Consider the following 20,745-nt stretch of genomic DNA (forward strand, 5'->3'; position numbering starts at 1 on the left):
AAAAAATCTTCCTTTATCTAGAATGCTTTGCTTTTGCATAAGCTCCCTTGGTTAAAGACTTAATGAGCCTTTCGGAAAAAGTTAATTCTTCTAAGCTGCCAGAAAATCAAATTCACAAAAGTACTCAAGAGAAGAACCCTACTCATTTTCAGATGCCAACTAATACAAGTGCTCTGTCTACCTACGATAGGTTAATCCATAGCAATAACACTACTGAAGAAGTGGTGAAAATTGGGGGAATGATTCAGCAAGATTTTTTTAATCTGACAAATGTTACCTCATTGGGGGGGGGGGGGGTATTTCTCCAGCCAGTCATACGGGGAACTGGAAAACATCATTTTTATTTAACTGTGCTAGACTCATTTCATACGTATTTTCTCTAACCGTATTACCGGCTAAAATCCTAACACCTAAAAACCCTAATTCCCTTCCTTCTACTATTCCAATTAATATGCCTAGCTCGCATTCTTCTTCGGCTGTCTCCGTAAATAAAGGAAGTCCTCAAGTTTCTAATCAAAAAAAAGTCTTTTTAAACCAACTTATTAGAAAAAAACGCGTATCAGATGGAGGAGAAACCTCATTAGTTGATTATGACCTAAATGAAAAAAATATTGCTACTCGATTAGGAGTAACGATAGATGCAACTTGTCAAACAGCAATGAACAACCTAAGAAAGGCTATCAATCGATATAATGCTTTAAAAGAGAAGAATTCACGGGAAGGACAATATTTGCTCGTTAAACAAGCTGAATTTTTAAATAAAATCCAAACCAGACTTCGCCTACCAACTTCTCACCAAAGTACTCAGGTTATGAACCTAATTAAATCTGAGTTCAAATCTCATCAAATTGAGGTAGAAAAAGTTTTACATGGCATATGGATAGCAGGTTCTCCTCCAGACGGTACTGACGAATACATTAAAGTTTTTTTGCAGACCTATGATGAACACAAATTTTTCTTCTGGGTCGACAATGATGCGTATGGAGCAGCTAAATTTAGCTCTATTCTCAAGAGCATTTCTTTGTCATCCGCAATAAAAAAGTTACGCGAATTAGTTCCTACAACAGACCAGGAATTTATTAAAAAATATGATGATTTGAAAAATAAGTATGAATCCTCCAAAGATTTTCAAGCTAAAGAGGCATATTCTAAAGAATTAATGGATCTTTTTGATTCCCATCAACGTTTAAATGAAAAAGTTAAAAGCCAATTCAATGCGTTATTTTTAAAAGAAATGGTAATAGCTCAAGATGGCTTTTTTAATTTTTGTTTGCTTAAGGGAATTAATAAAATCACCGATGCTGTCCGTATAGAATATCTTAAAGATGTCATCAAAGTTTCAGAATCAGAAATTAATGATTATAAAAACATAATAGACACGAATAGAAAGAAAATCCAAGATTTAGTTTCTAAAGTTAATAAAGACCTAGGATCTAATAAAGTCCTGATTAAAGATATTAAAGAACTGCAGTCGATGCAGTCTCCAGAAAATATCTACAATTATGAATTAGAAATGTTACTACGTTGGAATTATGCGGCAGCATCAGATCAACTTAGAATGTACATGCTTAAGGAATTTGGGGGAATTTATACTGATTTAGATATGATGCCACAATATTCTACTCAGGCTACTCAGAAAATTTTTGAGTACGGAGGGAATAGGTTCTTTGAAAGTTTAAAAATTAGGAGAATTATTTCTTATGCTGCTTTAAAGGCTGCTATAGGCCAAACAGTATCTTGGGAACAAATATCCAGGGAGATAGATACATCCAATCTTCAGGGTACAGATAAAGAAAATCTAACCAAACTATTCTCTTACTTTCAAGAAACTGTGAAATCACAATCTCCTAAATCCTTATTCCAAACAATGTCTCCTACAGTTATCCGAGACCAGATGCCAATATTACAACGTTATCATAAATGGTCAACGAAATGGAATGTACGCGGCTTAAATGGGCTTATGATGTCCCATAAAGGTAGTGCTGTTGTTGATTCTGTTATCATAGCTCAGCAACAAGCGTATGCAGAACTGAAATCTTTAAGACAAAATATTCTTAGCGGAGAATTCTCTAAAACTTTATCAGCTCTTTCTGATATTGATCAGCAAGCAACTGTGGGGGGATATTTACTAAAAAAATACTTAGCGGGAAGTGTATTTTATGATTTTCGTCAAGATTCCATTGTTCCTGGAGCTTTAAGTACTCTAGCAATTTCTGGGCCCGACTTAATCATGAAAGAAATGAGAAAATACTTTATTTCCTTAGGGCCTATAGGAGAAGATTTCTTAGAAAACAATGGCAGAAGGCTGGGCAAGGCAGCATTTCTAGGTGCGTATAATGAAGTTCGACTAGATGAAGGTAAAGTTACGTTTGACTGGCTAAATCCTATAAGTATTGGCGTAAACGATGTCACTCCTGCTGACGAAAGCACATGGTGCGGTTTTAAACAAAAATGTGCTACTGATCTACTGTTTAATGAAAAAACAAGAGACGAAGCTACTCAAGGAATCACTCGCACAACGGTTAATCCAGAAGAATTTACTAAACTATGGAATGACGTATCTAAATTTTATTTACCCCCCAACTTGTTGGAAGAATTCAATCAAATTATTACAAAACCTGCTACTGACATTGCCAAAATTGCTGAAGTAGACCAATCTATTTACCAAACCCTATTAGAATTACCTCATGATCCTAAAGCTAAGGAATCACTATTTTCTTTACAATTACAGTTAGCAGAACTACTCCGGACTACAAAATTTCCTGTTTCCAATCAGGTGCATTTCTTTTTAAATTGGCAGACGAACTTTGAAGCAGATTTAAAGAAGTCGGTTCAATTATACTTAAAAGCACATCCTCAAACAAAAGTGGTACTATGGAATAGTGAGTTAAGTAATCGCGTGTTATTTCTTAAAGACATGCTTGCCGTAGCTGAAAGACACTTGGCTGTTTCAAACCTATTAGATTCTGTGGACAAACCTTCCCCTTCTTTCACGGATATCACTACTTTAACTAAATACGAAGAACTAAAGTCTAAAGAAAGTCTAGATTTACTCACTCCCACGGAACTTGATGATTTTTTAGATATTACCTCAAAGATAGCTGAGGATCAGCAGCTACAAGAAAAAATCTCATCCATTGAAAGTCAACTCAATTCTGGTAGTTTCTACAAAGAGCTAGAGCAAAGTGTGAGCTCGTGGCTAGCACTACCAGAAAACGAATTTAAGCAAAAGGTACTGTCTTTAATTAGGGACCTATCTCATGATGGTAGTCTAGACTCTCAAGGACAAAAACGATTAAATCAATGGTACCAAGAAATCTGTACAACAACGTTTGAAAAACGCGTTTCTAAAATACAAGAAAAAATTCAATCTTTCACCAAGCAATTCGAAAATAACGAACGCGTAATATTTAAAAATATCGATGACATCCTATCTTCCCATCCATTGTTCAAAAACATGCAACAATCGGGCTACATATTTAGAGATTTCAATGACATTACTCGGCTTATGTTATCCCAAGCAGGAATCTCAGGAATTATATCTTCTGAAAGTGTATTCCCAGCTCCTTCTAAAGCCCTTGTCGATATCTTAAAAACAACCTCAGAAAATGATTATGGTTTAATGCAAACTTCATTAAGCCAAGTTTATGATTTTTTATCCTCGGATCAAAACAGCCCCGAAGGCAAACAATCAGAACAAAATCTAGCTGAAAACTTACGAGAGGAATTACAAAAATATTCGCCAGAAGAACTACTAATCCCTCCTATTGAATCTGACGTCACTGCTATGGGGGTGCGTTACAGCATAGAAAATGGGAAAGAGAGTGAAAAACTATTGCTTAGTTTATCCCCTGGAATATTCAATCCTGCTGGTTATACCATGGGATTATACCTAGAAGCTCTTTATGCAATGCATACAGAAATTCAAAAAGGGTCACTAACAATAGAATCAGCTGAAAACATTCTCAAAAACAATAAGATAAATTGCTTTATACAGCGTGAGCCTCTTCAAAAATTATGTGAATATGCAAGTAATAAAAGCTATCTTTCTCTAACGGAAATTCACCAAGCTCTTACTGGGCAAACCCATCTAGCAGAAGCTACAAAACATCTCATAGGCGGAGCTCTTCCAGGAGTCAGCCATATTCTTACTCAAGATAATAAATATGGTCGCCCCCTAGCAACAGCTATGACTTTCTCTCCAACAATAGCTCCTTATGACTATCGTGGATCTGGATTTAGCAAAGATCTATTTTCTAATCCTCATAATGCTCCTAAAATACCTGTTATTGTAGAAAGCGCAAAATATAGTGCCTCATCTTGGTCAGAATTTTCTAACACTCACCTTAGTGGATGGTCAGATTTAGCAAATCATCTAGGAGCAAAGTCCATTAGCATTCACCCTCAAAATTTCTTATACGAAACTGAAGGACGTTGCATGGGATTTTCTATTCTCTATATGCTAGCAAACGATCCTAAGTCTTACGCACTACTACAAGAAAATCTCGTAACCCTATCCTCACTATTCCAAGAAAAGGAAAAAAGCAAGTTACCTTTAACACAGGACGATCAAGATTTCTTATCCAGAAGTCTTGAATTAATTGATTGGTGGCAACATCAAGGAAACAAACTTCTCATGTCTGGAAGTGTATTCACATCTTTACCATGGGATCTGTCTTCTTTGAGATCCGCATTCAATGAAAAAAAATTAAATTGTGTGCTGGTTACTACGCCAGCACACAGTTTAATCCTCCACAAAATCAATGATGTTATTGGGAATACAGAAAGCACCTATAGAGTTACTGATCCTAACTTTGGTCACATTGATTTTCCAACTCTAGAAAAAGCAATGTATTTTCTTAGTAGCATGCTAGATCTCTCCCCAGAAATTAGATCTCGCTATGGAATTACTAGTTCTACATATACAAACGAACTGAAGATATATTCTGTAAATACAGAAGAGTTGTCCAACATTGTATTTTCTGGAACAGACTTAGGACTGGCTTCTGATCATCAACTAACAACTCGAGAAAAACTAATGCTCAAGGGGGAAGTTAAAATCAATCATATGCTCACAACTTGGGAAACCTTGTTTGATATCGGAGCAACAATTGACCAGCAAAGAATATCCGAACGTGTTCAACCAGAGGATTTTGATCGCATAAAAATTCACGGAGATATCTTAAATGATTATCTCTCTAGAAACGTACTTGATCATCAACAAGCAAATTTAATTCGAGTTCTTTTGGAAACTCATGGAGTACAACAGGGGACTAAAAAAATTCAAGGCAAGCTCATTACAGAGACCCCTAATCATATAGCTCCTTTATTACAAGGAGTTAAGAGTAAAATCTCTCATGTACAAACTACACTGCAAATCATGATTAAAGACATTAAAAATCAATTACGCATGAGAGCTATTAGTGACAATGACGAAGGAATCGTTAAAAAAGTAGATATTAGTGATAACGATCTAGTTACAGTTGAAATTGAGTCCAAAAGAAAAAAAAGTCGGATAACCCTTCAAGGGGCAAATCTAGCTAGATCATTTAGACAGATGAGCCGCATGTTAAATGAGCTATCTAGTACAGGAGTCATGGACATGGAATTAGGCATGTCCATTGTCTCTCTTGTCCAATATGCGCGGATGGTACAAGAAGGCAAGTCTTCAGATGCCTTAGCAAAAATGAACCTATTTTTAGATGTAAAAGCTCTATCTGAATCGACTTTAGGATCCATCATCCAAGCAATGGGAAATAAATTTATCACCGAAGCAGGAATTCAAGGATTTAGATTAGAGAGCGCTTTAGCTGCTAAATTACACGCTGCTGCTAGCAAAACAGGCGGTACTCTAGGCCAAGCTTTATCCAATGCGGCAAGAATTTTAGAATTACCTATTCTAGAGACTGTTGCTGGAGTTTGGAATCTATACAATAGCGTAAATACATTATTGGAAGCTTCTTCTCATAGCGATCAAATGGCAGCTCGTGTTCAAATAGCTTTTGATACCATTTCTCTTGGATTAACATTATCCTCTATTGCTTCTCCCTCATTTATGTTAGCAGCAGGTCCTATTGCTGCTATTGGAATGGGAGCAGCTTCTATCGCTCGCAACATAGCTAAACATGAAGAACGCCATACAACCTGGTTAAAATATAAAGCATTCTTGGATCAAGGATCTAAACATGTTGTTCAAAGTTTCCCTTCACGAGGATTAATAGATCTATCAGAAAACTCTGTGTTAGGAAATGTTTGCCTAGATCTTAGAAAAAATCCTCCCACTCTTACAGGAAGCCGTTCCTACAATGCTAATAGATGGATAGGACATCATCCCAATCTAACCGATAAACAAATTAGAGAAAGACTCAGCTATGCTTACAGCATTACCCCTCAATATGCCTTAGCTAAAGGACATGCGAATAGTTATTGGCCACAAGACATTCCTAAAATACCTAAAGGAACCTATCATACAGTCATCCTAGGATATGGAATACAATACAAAGCGGTCACCGAAGTAATCTATCTATCCAATCAGATTGTTTGGAGAGAAGCAGTGATGGAAACAGACTCCCGCTATTATGTCCCACCTTTAACACCTCAAGGAAAGCAAAGTACGGTTATAGGGGGTGATACCTTTGTAACTGTTTTACCTGTTCGTCTCTTAGATGAAGATTCTGAAGAACGACTTGCGCTAGCATCATCATATGCTGATTACAAAATTAATATCCAAGGAGGTAGAGGTGGAGTGGTAGTTCAAGTTGGTGGGGCAGGAAATTATATTTTAACAGGAGAAGAATTTAGCAATAATATCATCTCTTTCCGTGCTATTCCTCCACCATACTCCGTTCATTTCGACCTAACACAAGCAGAGCAATCCAATATACTAGTAAAAGATAATAAAACACTAAATATCCTTAAAATTAAACAGAGTAACTTTAACACAATATTGGGATCTAATGAAGGTAATGATATCCTCCGCGGAAAACATCATACTAACTTCTATCTCGGTCAAGGCGAAGTAACTGTCTACTCTGGAACAGGATCATGTAAATATCACATACCGAAAATCAATAAAACAATAAATATCACTCTAACTGAGGGATCTACTCGTCATTATTTTAAAATTCAACATGGTGTAACTGACTTAAAACCTCTTCGAGGAGAACAAGAAAACTCCCTCATCTTATCTCGTCGTTGGGAAGAAAATAATAATGATGATGATCCGCTACCTCGCCTCTTTATTCATACCTTTTTTAATAACAGTAGCCAACCCGAACTATTCTTAAACGGTAAGTTAACAGTTTCTCTAGCTGACGGCATTACACTACAAAGCATAAAAAAAGATTCCTCCTATATAACAGGAAGTCGCGCTATTTTAGGCTGCTTAAGTTGCGACCAATCAGTGTGGCAAAAGCAATATCCTGAAGAACCAAGCTATCCCGAGAGTATTTTCTTAAAATTAGAACGATTAGAATGGCCTTTTAATCCAAATATGACAATCTTCCAACAAAATGGATTCGCTATACTGGAGAAAGCGAGTAGCCATATTACTTACCAAATAGCTTCTTACAGTGATGTTACTGTGCACGCCAGCTCTTTGTATTCTATTACAGTTGAAGGTAAAATAGGATGCTCATATATCATATCCTACATGCCATCCTCAGAAGAAGTAGTACCTCCTGAAGAAACCTTACCTATAACCATTTATCTTGAAAAAAGTTCAGGGTCTGTTCAACAATTGAGTTTATGCTCCTTACTTGCTAGCTCCATTCAAGGAAAAATACATCAATCTGAATCGAGTAAAGGACGAGGAATAGACTTAATTGTTTCTTCTCTGAAAAGTAAGGTATCTGTCACTTTATTCTGGAACAACGAAATTCCTGGCGATACTATTATAGAAATTAATGAAAAAACAACGACATCTCTTCAACAGTGGTACGACACTCTAAATCAAGAAACTAGCGCCTGGAAGACTTTATACAGCAATAGTAAGCTAATCCCAGAAAGAGTAGAAGATGTTCTCGGCTTAAATAATACAGCCACTGTAATTCTCAGTAAGCCGACGAGCAAAGCACACATCCTAGGCATTGAAAACAAACACTCTATCAATCTCGAAGTAATAGGCGAACTACAATCAGGTAGTGTTATAGCAAGCATGGAGAATCGTAGGTGGTCATTCTTTAATACACCACTAAAACAATTCAACGCCACTATACCAGCACATAGCACAAAATACCTCTATTTCAGAGGAAATCAATATGATCAGGGAAATATTGTATTCTATAGTAGAGTGAATCCTACGTCCCTCAATATCTTAGAAAAACCAGAAACTATCCTCCCCCAGAGACAATGGGAATGCTATGAAGAAATCCATGTACCTCCGACTACATTGACACTACAAAATTTTCAACGCTATCAAATAGCTGACGAAGTTCAAGAGCTAGTAAGACAACTCATGTACGCCCAAGGACTAGTACGAATTCAAAATAGAGATTTCATTCTTAAGATGTTTTATATTCGCCAAGAGAGGGGAGTAGGTACAGTTCGATTAAGATTTATCAACTTCTTTGAAAAAAGCTCGTGTAATACAGAACCACTTCTATGTACAGGTGAACTATTAATTCATAAATCATTTTGGGATCACCTAATTCTAACTTTAGGAAAAGAGAAATTCAATTTAGCAATTCTAGCAAAAGAGTTTCTTTCTCCACACCACACTCTACAGCTAGAGACTAACCCCAGGAAAAAGTATGAGTTAATGTTCCCTAAAAAACCTTGTTTCCCTGGAGCCAATGTATTTACCTATACTATAGATCCTGACAATCAACAGCATCAGTCTGTTGTAATGCCTTTCATAAGTAAAGATATGGCAGTCTATGTTCTTCCTAAAGCTACACGATCGAAAAATTCGTACTATCTAGACCCAGATACAGGGGATTTATACTTAACTAAAATAAGGCCGGATCATTTATCTTACAGTGAAGCTATAGTTCACGCCTTTTTAATTAAATTTAAACAATTTGCATATAATATAGATAAATTCCAACACATTGCCATCATGGGCTCCCATGAAGTACTTCCTTTATCTTCAGGAAACTTAGTTACATTTTCTGGTCCTGCTTTACGCCATATTGAGTTTAAATATCGAACTGCTCATCGAATTTTACAAATGCTTTGGAAAGAAAGAGTGGTTGCAAGATCAATTTCAGTAATACCAAATAATGATCAAGTTTTACTTTATGACCCACAACTAGCAGTACAACATTATAAACTTACTGATGCCATGATGTGGGATCTTCTTGACAGATCTAAAAATTCCTACAGAGCAAAAACATATGATAGTTATCTAATTCAAGAAGCTATGCATATATTCTCTTCACAGCCTAAGTGGAATATACCTAAAAGTATGCTGCAATATGCTGTTGGCTACTATCAAGAACATTTTACTCAATGGATACGAGGCCAGATTAGTAAAAACTCAAAAATATATATTTCTAAGGGAACAACGACATTCTCTTTAATCACGACCCAAAATCATATGTTTCCTGCTTCAGAAAATACTTCTACTATCACGGTTTACTATAGCGTGTACGGTCTGAATAAAATAGCCGATAGTCTGCTATTACACTCCCAGGCAGGAGATATGACATGTGATCTCCTCAAAGATATTGTTCTGGTTGTCAAACAAATTAACGAATCTCAATATTCCGATCGAAAAATCTTTATAGCCACCGAAGTCTTTACTGAAGAAGACAATAAGTTAGAATCATACGATGGCGGAGTTATCCTTCCTGCAGGAAGAGAGTTACAGTAACAATAAAACGTAATGCAACTTAAGTAGATATAATTGAAAAAAATATTTCTTTCTTAACAAGAAAAACGCCATCCACGTATTGTTTATCTCTTCCTTTACTTCGAAAAAGAGAGTCTTTAAATTTCCCTCTATACTTAGACTTCTCCTTTAAAAAATAGTTTGCAATTTTTATAACTCTTGCTCCTATTTTTATAAATTTTTCAAATTGCTTAAAACTGTGAAAAATTATGTCTAACTTCTTTGCTCCTATTACGTTTTCTCCCAGTTTTTCTGCATTTATGCAACTCCAAGGAATAGGTGTGGGATTATTAGAAAAAATTGCATATAAAGTAGACAACTATTTTGATATGCAAGGTCGGCAAATTCGAGTAGTTAAAGAAGCTGCATCAGGTTCTGGAGTATTTTGTTTAGAACAATTTCGCATAATTAGCACCCAAGAAAAGATTTTGAAAATTCTTTCTTATATACTTCTTCTTCCTTTGATTATCTTGTTGTTAGCAAAAATAATTTTACGTTTGATTCTTTTTTTTAAATATGGCGCTTTTTTACTCTTAAATAAAGAAATCTTGAGAGATTTATTATTATTTCATAACGAGGAGTATTATCTTTCTAAACTATCTCCTAGAGTCCTAAAAGATATTTGGTCTCTTCATAAGGAAATTCGTTCTGGCCTAACTAAGGGAGAGCTACAGAATAGGGGAATTCATCTTGTTCTAGATTTTAACCTCCCTAATACAGTTATCGTAGCTAGACTACCTACAATTATTTTTCGAATCGAAAAATATCCTGGGGCTATCTTTTCTTCTTTTCCTAGTAATTCTAACAATATCACCCATTACCTAGACTCTATTCGTATATTAGAGACACAAAAAATATTTGATGGAGATTCTGTCATTCGTTGTCAGTCTTTACCCCCAATAGAAGGCGTTGATGCCCAACCTTTTTCCTTAACAGTTCAAAGTGTTTTCGATTGGTAGGGGAATAGGCAATTCTATTGCAAAATGAAAAGCAAATAATTAGATTATGTCATTGCTATCAAATAGAAAATTATGGCAAAATGAGCATGCTTTTGTTTTTAAGAAAGTTTTTCTCTGTGGATAATCTTACGATCAAACACCACGCCTATCTAACACGCTAATAAGGAAATGTTCCCGTTGCTGTTATGTATTATTAAGAGGTCACACTGTTGTGGTGTAAGAGACGTAAGAGATGAATGTGATTACAACGATTCCTTACTCTAAAACATCAAGAAGCAAAGGCTGTAAGCAAATTCATCATAACTTTATTCATTTTCAGAGCATGCAATACAAAAAACGGCGTTTTTCTACCTACTTTTCTTTATCTTTGGGTATTTTTTTAGTTGTATCAGGATGTTCTTTCTCCAGCACCCAGGATTTAACAACTAAAACTAAAAGGGGAACACGAGTTGCACGCAATGGGGATGAATCATGTTGTCTTCCTAGCTATCCCGCTATTATAGATGAAATCGATAAACTCGCTTTAAGAAAGGATTCTGTATTTATAGAAAAAAATACAAAGGAATCTCGAAAGATATGGAGAGAGATACATAGAAATCTCCATATGCAGGGGGACACGATTCCTATTGTTGCCTATGGAAGTTTAATGAGCCCTCGTTCTGCATCCTCCACATTAACACATTTCAAAGCTACTCCTGTATGGCTATGTGGTTATACACGTTCTTTTAATCTTGATGCAAAATTTTGGAAAAAAGAATTCCATCCCATAAATGGAGAAAACAATCGCGGCCTCCTAAGCCTTAGGCAAAATCCAACTCAACGCTGCAATGCAATAGTTCTAGAAATGAATGAGGAAGATTTTATTGCAGCAAGGAGAAGAGAATCTGCTTACAAGCTTATTCCTGCTAAGGTATGCTCTTATCCATCTGAAAAGTCCTGTAATTTTGCTTATGTTTTTGTTGCAGAGGATATCTTTTGTTCAAAAGATATCCTTCCTTTGAAAGAGTATTATTATTTAGTATGGAGTGCGGTTTCATCTGACGAAGCTAAAAACCTATACGGTGAGAACTTTGCTGAGGACTTTTTGAATACCTCTTTCTTAGCTAACGGGAATTCTGTCCTTCAAGTTCACTCAGAATACCAAAAGGATCCGCAAATTGAATATGTAACACCTTCACAAAATAAAAATTGAACCTCAATAGCAAACATACGTATATCTCTGGCTTGACAATGATTCTTTCATTTCGAGGCATTGTTTTTATGAAAAACTAAAAACAACTTCCTAAAAGATCCCCAAAAAACTTGATGGAATCAATCCATGACTATGAATTGCTGAATTCATCGTGATTTATGTGGTCTATTCAACAAATTTCTATGGTCTGATAATGTAAATTATGTTGCATTAAGAATAGAGAGAATATAACTAATTCATTCTAAGTTATTCATTTTAAGCTTTTAAGCTAATCAAAATCAACACAAGATCAAAACAAGCTTTCTTTGTATTTCACTACTCAAACAAAAAATAATACCGATAACCTTGCGATTTAAAAAATTTTTTTTATTCTAGCTGTCTTTAATTGAAAATCAGGTCGTTTTATGTCTACTAATCCCGCACCCGAATTACTTTCTACAAACTCAAATTCTTCTACATATCTAAGCCTAACAGAAAAAGAAATGCTCTTTATTCAACGCCGGTCAACCTATAGACTATTTCTAGATACCCTAGTTATGGTACTCGGATTTTCTACCTTGATTTCTATATGTACCGCAATCTTTTTCCTTAACGGTCTCAACATGTTAACTACACCAACTATCGCACTAACAATAGTTCTTGTTATATTGGGCACTCTATTCATGAGTATTGGTACAATGTTTCTCATCAACAATATAGATCAAGGAATTTCAGGAATTTTAAGAAACCGTCTAACCGAAGCTAACAAAAAAATACAAGAACTTACAGATAAGCTCGACAGTATCTCAAGTATTCAAGTTCAAGAATCCTTACCTATTTCAGGCAATCAAGAGAATTCCTCACATTAGTTTTTTAACTGTTTACGTTTATCTATGTAGCTATTCAGCTCTGGATATAAATCTGAGGATGTTTCTTACAATCTTTCGGCACCCGGGAGTCTATAGAAGAATACTGCTCTTTGCCAGGAGACCACTGAATAGCGCGACTCTTTAGAGAAAATAGTTTAATATTTCAAACAACAATGATTAAATTTTACGAGTAATTAAAAAACTGTTAAAATTAGCCGAAAAAATTGCCAATTTCATAACTTTGTTGTTATCTCCTGGCGACTAATTATAAAAAATAACCTAGAGAAAACTTATAAACTAAAAGAAAGCAACATTATGTTAAGCAATGAATTTATTTTTCTTACTCAAACTATTCTTATTGTCATTCTAGGAATTGTTTTTGCTTCAAGAAGCACGGGGTGGTTGACTGCATGGTTATCCACATTATCCATAATTATGAATGTATTTGTATTAAAACAAATCGTTCTATGTAATCTCGAAGTAACCTCTGCTGACGTATATATTATTGGTATGTTATCCTGCTTAAACTATGCTAGAGAATCCTATGGTAGAACAAAAGTCAATGAAGCCATGCTGGGTTCTTGGATGATTTCCATAGTTTTCTTAGGAATTACCCAGCTGCACCTAGCCCTCACTCCTTCAATAAATGATGTTTCACAACCGCATTTTCTTGCTTTATTTTCACCTACTCTAAGGCTCATCTTTGCCTCCTTAATCACCTCAATCTTGGTACAAATTTTAGATCTGATCATCTTTACCTATCTAAAAAAAATATTTCAAAATAAAGCCTTTGGAATACGATCCGCTATATCCCTTACTCTATCACAAATTTTTGATACCCTACTATTTTCACTTTTAGGTCTCTATGGATTAGTAGCCAATATTACTCATGTGATGCTCTTTTCCTTCATTACGAAAATGATCGTGGTTACCTTGTCCCTTCCTATTGTCTCCTTAGGAAAATTTCTAACCAAGCAATTTAAATTATCTCCACCTACCTAATAAAAAACATAATTATAGTGAAACTATTCCCAGAAATTCTATTTACATCAAAGAAAATACCAGGTACCCTATTTCTTTATTTTTAGCTATATAGACACAAGCTAAGAGATCTCAAAACCCATACTCCTAAAGTCGTGGCACTAAAATTTCGTATTCTTCATCAATCTAAAAAATCACGAGCTCGTGTTTGCCAAATAGAAACAGCTCATGGAGTCATTGATACCCCTGCTTTTGTTCCCGTAGCAACAAATGGAGCTTTAAAAGGGGTATTAGACCATAGCCAGATTCCTTTGATATTTTGCAATACTTACCATTTACTTGTTCATCCAGGGACAAAACATATCGCTGCTATGGGAGGTCTTCATAAATTCATTCATCGCCAGGCACCGATTATTACAGATTCCGGAGGATTCCAAATTTTCAGTCTTGCTTATGGCTCTGTAGAGGAAGAAATTAAAAGTAAAGGGAAGAAAAAACATACCTCATCTATTTTAAGCATTACTGATGACGGCGTTTGGTTTAAATCCTATCGTGATGGCAGTAAACTTTTCTTATCTCCCGAAGTGTCAATCCAAGCACAAAAAGACCTAGGAGCAGATATTATTATCCCTTTAGACGAACTCCTCCCCTTTCATACGGAAACAGCTTATTTCTTGTCTTCATGTTCTCGCACCTATCGATGGGAAAAACGTTCTTTAGATTATCATAAGAAAAATCCTGGATATCAATCTATGTATGGAGTGATCCATGGAGGTACCGATCCTGAACAAAGAAAAATTGGATGCCAATTCGTTGAAGATCATGCTTTTGATGGATTTGCTATTGGTGGTAGCCTAGGAAGAAACTCAAAAGAAATGATTGATATTGTTGATATTACAACACGTTTCCTATCTAAGGATCGTCCGATTCACTTACTAGGCATTGGAGATCTTACCTCTATACAAGCTACCGTGAAGTTTGGTATCGATTCTTTTGATAGTTCTTATCCTACGAAAGCAGCACGCCATGGATTAATTCTCTCTTCTCCCAAACCTATTAAAATTAGCCACCGTGCCTATGCTCAAGATCCGTTACCCATTGACCCTGAATGTAGTTGCCTCACATGCACTTCCAATATCTCAAAGGCATATCTCCATCATTTATTCAAAGTGCATGAACCTAACGCAGGTATTTGGGCATCTATTCATAATTTGCATTATATGCAAAAGATCATGCAAACCATTCGCAAACAAATTCTCAATGATGAGATGTAATTCGCGCGTCGATCTTTTCACTAAGAAGAATCTCATTAAAAAGACCTAGATACCCCTTGAAGCTAAGGATTTACCTCCTTCTCAAAATACGCATAAGATTCTTTACGCACATCATTTCCTATCGCTCTGAGAAAGAATCAGCAGGCAGGAAATTGCACAAAATGCTATTGCAGATGCCATAGGCATAGTAATAAATCCAAAAATGAACAACTTAGTAGAACAAGAAACTCTGCTACAGATTTCTAACGTCATTCCTGGTATTTCTTGAAGGCAAATTTGATAAACAGCAATCCCCATTCCTATAAGAGATAGGGGCAAAGCATAGATCTTGACTAAAGAATCATCGCGATACGTAGCAATCCCTAAAATAATAGACAAAGGAAACAAACAAATTCTTTGATAATAACATAAAACACAGGGCTCTACATTTAATAAATAACTATAATAAACACTGGTTATTGTTCCTATGCAACAAATTAACCAGGAAAAATATAAACCATAATTACGTAATAGCTTAATCATTAACGTCCTCAGCAACCTGTAAATGGTAGATTTGTCGAATGACTCGCTCCAACTCTTCAAAGGTAGGATCTTCTATCAAGTAATCACCAACAACAGCCGTGGGTGTTGCTAATTGCCCACCTAATACCTGAGATCCATAAATATTATTTTTCTTAATCTGATCATCATATTGATTATTATTTACGCATTGCATTAACCCTTTAGGATTAATTGCTCTTCCTGAATGAGTCTTCAACCCTTCAGCAAGTTTCGTTAATACTTCAGGAGTTGCCCAATGCTTACCCTCTTCTTTAGGATACATAAGTAGCCTATGGAAATATTCCATATAGGCATTCACATCAGGACGACTAGGATCATGATGATAAATACATAGCAAAGCTTGAGCTGCAGGCTTAGATCCACGAATGAAACATACAGGAATCAATGTAAAAGACACCTTACCAGTATCTATATACTGCTCTTTCAAAAGAGGAAAAACTTCACTGGTAAATTCTGCACATGCGGAACATGAGGGCTCTTCAAATACAGTAATATTAATGGGAGCATACGGATTTCCCAAAGTAGGAAAATTCTTAACGTTGGTAGGGATATGCGACTTAGGAGGAAGCAAAGTATGCTTTTTATAAAACATTAAACAAAAAGCACATATAAAAAAAACACTGGTAACAACAACAAGAATTTTTTTATTCAAAACGCTTTCTCTCTTCTTACATTACCCATAAAGAAATAAGAAATAAAATAAAAAAATAAAAATTGAAATGTCTTTTTTCATTATTTACGATGAGGAAATAAGAAAACTCCTCCTGCAATTTCTACACGATTCATGTTAAAAATATAAAAACCTTTTAGTTTTATTATTTTTCCCTCTATGGATAAGAAAAACTCCTCTTATCTTTGCGTATGGATAAAGAAAACATAGAAAATATTTATAAGCATTTCCATTATCGCTTCTTTAAGTTTAGCATTCTCCCTGCCTTTTTAGGATTATTACTCATATGCACTCCGCACATTCTCAACTACCACGATACTTCCATTATTCTATCCAATAGAATCTGCGGTCTGTTACTGATCCTACTAGCGTCCCTATCGTTTATCCACCGATCCGTACTATGGCTTGGAGTATTTATCGGAATTTGGGAAATCCTCTTTCCCTGTCTGCTACACTGCTCTGCTACTGTCTTTGCTAACGATACTTTACTTGGTTTTGCTATTTTTGCTACTGTCTGTATCCCTCCGATACGCCCTGATCCTTTAGAAGTCGGACCTACCCTTCCTGAAGGGACTTCTTATAATCCTTCTTCCGGTGGACGTCGTGCTGCTGTTTTGATATTTAGCTTATTGGGTTGGCTACAAGCACGCTATCTCACAGCCTCGACATTAGGAATCACTCTAGCCTCTTATGCACCAGCCTTCTTTATCTATCCTACAATCATGACAGCATACGCCCTTTTAGTTGTATTGACATTATCCGGAGGAGAGCGCCGTTGGCACACAAGACCCAAAATTGTCATTATAGTCGCAGTAACTCTTTTAACGACTATGATCATGACTTTACTTTTAAGCCTTTTACAACGCCTATGTCCTGAAAATTGGTTATGTTTAACCCTGACTATACAACCAGCTCTTGCTAGTGTTTTTGCCTATGATGAACTCAGAGCTACCTTAGCTTATCTTTCTCAATTCTCTAAGAAAAAAGCTGAGCTTGTCCGTATAACACTATTTGGATCGGAATTCTATAAGGAATCTCTATTTTGGGAAGAACGTACTGTTCTTCCTTTTAGCAAAGCATGTAAACAGGCATTTCTAGGAATATCGTTCCCTATCAATCAGATTTTATCTATTTTCCTAGCTATTGCATGTATGAAATTTGGTTACGGAAAAGCTTTTAGTGAAGCATTAAGAAATTATATCAGTATGTGTTGTTGGTTTATTACTGTGCTTTCTATACTTTCTTTCGCTGAAAGTCTCCGCTATTTACGCTGGTTTTGCCTTATTTTTAGCTCAGCTATCCTACTTTCTCCCGTTTTTTTCCATATTCCCTTAACATCTCCTTACCTAGTTCCTATCATTATCCTTGGAATTATCCTGATCATTCTACCCATAGGGAAGATACAACAGGGGAAGAAATTGTAGGATGTATACTAACTCCCGGACTCCTTGAATTATTAGCATTGTGTTGTATTGATGATTGCTCTTCCTTTTCCTCCTTTTGTTTACGCTTATCTTTTTCATATTTCATCATAAAAATACCTGATATGGAATCGCGAATACTTTCAGATATCAGAGAATCATAAACCGAGTACTGAGAGGATGGCTGTCTAGAAAGAACATCCAATGTTTGAGATAACGTAACAAAAGAAAACCTTCGTGTATACTGGGGAAGCAAAACATGGGTTTCTATAAAATCGATAATCTTTTTCTTAGTCACTTCCTTTTGTTGGGTCAGACAATACTCTAGAATTTGTCTATAATTACTTTCTGCTAATTGCTTATGTTTCTCCATGGCCATCACATGATGAAAAGAAGCAAAGAAAAATAAAGGAATTGTGACTCCTACAATCCCTAAAATCGCTGGGAGAAGGAAGGGAAGTAAAATATCCTGAACAAATGAAAAGCCCTCAATAGGATAACCTAACAATAAAGCGCCAATTAACAGAAGAACTAGAGAAACAAACAGAGTTATTGCGCCAAACACCACCAAAGGTGTCCCCTTCCAATGGTGAGAGCTTATTTCTTGACCTAAAGACAACTTTTCTTCTGTTGACAGTACGGGAGCACTGGGTTCTTTAGATGATAGAGGAACAACAGATGGGTGAGAAAAGATATCTCTAGAAATGCCTACCAAGCTCATGCCAAAATGCTCTTTCGAATATGTTCGATCAACAAATGCATATTTTCCGAAGACCGTAATGAATCATCAAAGACTAAGGGAACAAGACGATGGTTTTTAATTAAATAAATCGCATCTCCTAAAAAAATAATATCCCTAAAATCATGTGTCACCAAAATAACGGTTTTTTTTTCTTCCGTAGCTAGAGATAAAACATACTTATATAATAGTTCTTTGGTTATTACATCTAAAGAAGAGAAGGGCTCATCTAATAATACTATGGGCTTTGAAGATATACACTGGCATGCTAAAGCGACACGCTGCTTCTGTCCTTCAGAAAGTTGATCAGGATAACACCCTAAAAACTCTCTCAGCTGAAAGCTATCAACAACTTCATTGAATTTTTCTGGATCTATAGAGAAATCCTTCTGTTTCCCCAATTCAGAAATGAGATAAATATTTTTTTCTATTGTTCTCCAAGGCAATAAAGGAGATTTTTGTTGCATATAAGCAACATCCTTCTGAGATATCGACTTCCCTTGCCATAAAATTTCTCCACCTGCTGGAGATAAAAACCTAGCAATTAAACGAAAAAAAGTCGTTTTACCCACCCCGGAAGAACCCAAAATAACGGAAATTTTCCCGGGGGAAGCAGTAAAAGAAGCGTCTTGAAATATCAATCGATTAGAATAAGAATATCTAAGATCTTTGACTTCCAACATGTAAAACCACAATCGACAATTGGAAGACAGCTTGCGGTTACCAAGACTTGAACTTGGGACCTCGACATTATCAGTGTCGCGCTCTAACCAGCTGAGCTATAACCGCGATTATGGAGACTAGGAGAGTCGAACTCCTGACCTTCTGAATGCAAATCAGACGCTCTACCAGCTAAGCTAAGTCCCCGAAATGCTGTCCTTGACAAGCATAAAAAGCAAAGAGCCATTCTACTGTCTAAAAGATTTAACCTCAACCAAAGAATGATAAAACTCCTGATGTAGTCAACAGATTTTCTAGGAAATACTCTTTAAAATGATCTCTGTGCAAGATATACAAACGGGTGACAAAAGAACCCAGTTTAGATTCAGATCTAGGAGAAGAGGTTCCTAAATACGCTAAAAACATCAGATCTCTTACACTTCCCCAGTATTAGCCAAAGAAAAAAAATGTTGCGTGCAGTACTCCACACTTTTTAGGAATCTTGGGGAAAAATATCCTACCTAGAATACAGAATAGAAATGCTCTCTTAGAAAAAACATAACTGCAGAGAATTACACTGAAGAAAAAGAGGTACTGAGATAAACAAAGAAAGAGACACAAAACACACAAAGAATTCTAAAGATTCCTAAGACTCTCTCCTTTGCGGAAAAAGAAGATACTTAAAAGTGAAGATAGTTCTTTTCAAGTCTAGAGGTAGCGAAAACTAGTCTTGAAAAGAACCAACCTTCTATGCACTATTACTCGAAGATATCCCACAACTCACTTGGCATTTTAGAGTTGTACTGTTTTCTTTTTTAGATCTATTGCTGTTTTCGCTTCTCTTACTTTAGTAATCTTAAATGACTTCGTGAATACGTCATATTCTTTGTCCAAAGCTTTAGCATTTTTATTTTTATATACCATGAAGACTTGATAGAGTGTATGATTCACTGAAATTAACATGCCTCGAAAATAGATGTCTTCACAACAAATCCAAAATTCTAACGCTTTATGTCCTTGTACCTCTTTTGCTTGCATAAATAATACTTGAGACTCTGGCAATGCCTGTAAAATACCAGAAAACCCTTCTTGAAGATTTAATTCGGGACGACTAATATCCACCTTTTCAGGATATTCCCAAACAGAAACAACATAAACTGTGTTATCTGATTGCGTTTCAGCTATATAAGTGTCATAACGTATGGTAAGGTCGGATTGAGGAAGTTCTATAATCTGGCCTGCATGATCTGGGGATTCGGGAAACTCAGCAGAAAACCCACAATTTGTTGTGTAATCATACCGCTTCCATTTCAAGCCATTCCTATCTTTAGAAACTAGAATCTTTCCTTGGTCTTGCTCTGAAAACCAGCCCTTGACCTTAGAGAAAAAGCTCTGTTTTTTCTCTGTAGCTACTAGTCTAGTCGGATAAACAGAATGAACTAATAGTAATGTGATTAATATGAACTTTCTTAATGTTGAAAACATAAATAAAAAAATAAAATACGTTTATTAATTTAATAATATTACTTCCAAGACTTTTTGTTATAAATAAAACAAAAAAAAGAAAATCATGTAAAAAATCTTGTGTTTTATAAAATTCATGAGAAT

General features: G+C 35.7%; 13 protein-coding genes and 2 tRNA genes. 8 read left to right on the forward strand and 7 right to left on the reverse strand.

What is annotated here, in order from left to right; all coding sequences use genetic code 11:
• Positions 1 to 62: 62 nt before the first annotated feature.
• The 7 genes from M787_RS04520 to tgt all read left to right on the forward strand — a co-directional run bounded on the left by M787_RS04520 (position 63) and on the right by tgt (position 15,086).
• Positions 63 to 383, forward strand: a complete 321-nt coding sequence (locus tag M787_RS04520) for a hypothetical protein (protein WP_021828390.1) — start codon at positions 63 to 65, stop codon at positions 381 to 383.
• Positions 299 to 9,814, forward strand: a complete 9,516-nt coding sequence (locus M787_RS04525) for a LifA/Efa1-related large cytotoxin (RefSeq protein ID WP_238582558.1) — start codon at positions 299 to 301, stop codon at positions 9,812 to 9,814. The genes M787_RS04520 and M787_RS04525 overlap by 85 nt, the downstream gene beginning before the upstream one ends.
• A 227-nt stretch (positions 9,815 to 10,041) precedes the next feature.
• Positions 10,042 to 10,791, forward strand: a complete 750-nt coding sequence (locus tag M787_RS04530; protein WP_021828392.1) for a DUF648 domain-containing protein — start codon at positions 10,042 to 10,044, stop codon at positions 10,789 to 10,791.
• Between the two features lie 232 nt (positions 10,792 to 11,023).
• Positions 11,024 to 11,983, forward strand: coding sequence for a gamma-glutamylcyclotransferase family protein (locus M787_RS04535; RefSeq protein ID WP_021828393.1), 960 nt, complete (start codon positions 11,024 to 11,026; stop codon positions 11,981 to 11,983).
• A gap of 404 nt (positions 11,984 to 12,387) precedes the next feature.
• Positions 12,388 to 12,831, forward strand: a complete 444-nt coding sequence (locus M787_RS04540) for a hypothetical protein (protein ID WP_021828394.1) — start codon at positions 12,388 to 12,390, stop codon at positions 12,829 to 12,831.
• Positions 12,832 to 13,146: 315 nt separating this feature from the next.
• The gene (locus tag M787_RS04545; RefSeq protein ID WP_021828395.1) at positions 13,147 to 13,833 is read left to right on the forward strand and encodes a queuosine precursor transporter; all 687 of its coding nucleotides are present in this window, start codon (positions 13,147 to 13,149) and stop codon (positions 13,831 to 13,833) included.
• Between the two features lie 134 nt (positions 13,834 to 13,967).
• The gene (gene tgt / locus M787_RS04550) at positions 13,968 to 15,086 is read left to right on the forward strand and encodes a tRNA guanosine(34) transglycosylase Tgt (RefSeq protein WP_021828396.1); all 1,119 of its coding nucleotides are present in this window, start codon (positions 13,968 to 13,970) and stop codon (positions 15,084 to 15,086) included.
• 111 nt (positions 15,087 to 15,197) lie between these two features.
• On the opposite strand, the gene M787_RS04555 is transcribed toward tgt, so the two are convergent.
• Both M787_RS04555 and M787_RS04560 read right to left on the reverse strand, forming a co-directional pair.
• A complete protein-coding gene (locus tag M787_RS04555; RefSeq protein WP_021828397.1) occupies positions 15,198 to 15,608 on the reverse strand; it encodes a disulfide formation protein in 411 nt (136 codons plus the stop codon).
• A complete protein-coding gene (locus M787_RS04560) occupies positions 15,601 to 16,239 on the reverse strand; it encodes a thioredoxin domain-containing protein (protein WP_179945618.1) in 639 nt (212 codons plus the stop codon). The genes M787_RS04555 and M787_RS04560 overlap by 8 nt, the downstream gene beginning before the upstream one ends.
• 269 nt (positions 16,240 to 16,508) lie before the next feature.
• Between M787_RS04560 and M787_RS04565 the strand changes: the two genes are divergently transcribed.
• Entirely contained in the window at positions 16,509 to 17,741 is a 1,233-nt protein-coding gene (locus M787_RS04565; protein ID WP_021828399.1) for an SPW repeat domain-containing protein, read from the forward strand.
• Here M787_RS04565 and M787_RS04570 read toward each other — a convergent pair.
• From M787_RS04570 to M787_RS04590, 5 genes are all read right to left on the reverse strand, one after another.
• Positions 17,698 to 18,459: a hypothetical protein gene (locus M787_RS04570; protein WP_021828400.1), complete on the reverse strand. Its 762-nt coding sequence runs from the start codon at positions 18,457 to 18,459 to the stop codon at positions 17,698 to 17,700. The genes M787_RS04565 and M787_RS04570 overlap by 44 nt on opposite strands.
• A complete protein-coding gene (locus tag M787_RS04575) occupies positions 18,456 to 19,160 on the reverse strand; it encodes an ABC transporter ATP-binding protein (RefSeq protein ID WP_021828401.1) in 705 nt (234 codons plus the stop codon). Before M787_RS04575 ends, M787_RS04570 begins: the two co-directional genes overlap by 4 nt.
• Before the next feature lie 32 nt (positions 19,161 to 19,192).
• Positions 19,193 to 19,266, reverse strand: a tRNA-Ile gene (locus M787_RS04580).
• Between the two features lie 5 nt (positions 19,267 to 19,271).
• Positions 19,272 to 19,344, reverse strand: a tRNA-Ala gene (locus M787_RS04585).
• Positions 19,345 to 19,929: 585 nt separating this feature from the next.
• Positions 19,930 to 20,622 (reverse strand): hypothetical protein, encoded by a 693-nt coding sequence (locus M787_RS04590; RefSeq protein ID WP_021828403.1) that lies wholly within the window; start codon positions 20,620 to 20,622, stop codon positions 19,930 to 19,932.
• Positions 20,623 to 20,745 lie beyond the last annotated feature (123 nt).

Origin of the sequence: Chlamydia gallinacea 08-1274/3 (genome assembly GCF_000471025.2) — a bacterium.
Lineage (GTDB): Bacteria > Chlamydiota > Chlamydiia > Chlamydiales > Chlamydiaceae > Chlamydia > Chlamydia gallinacea.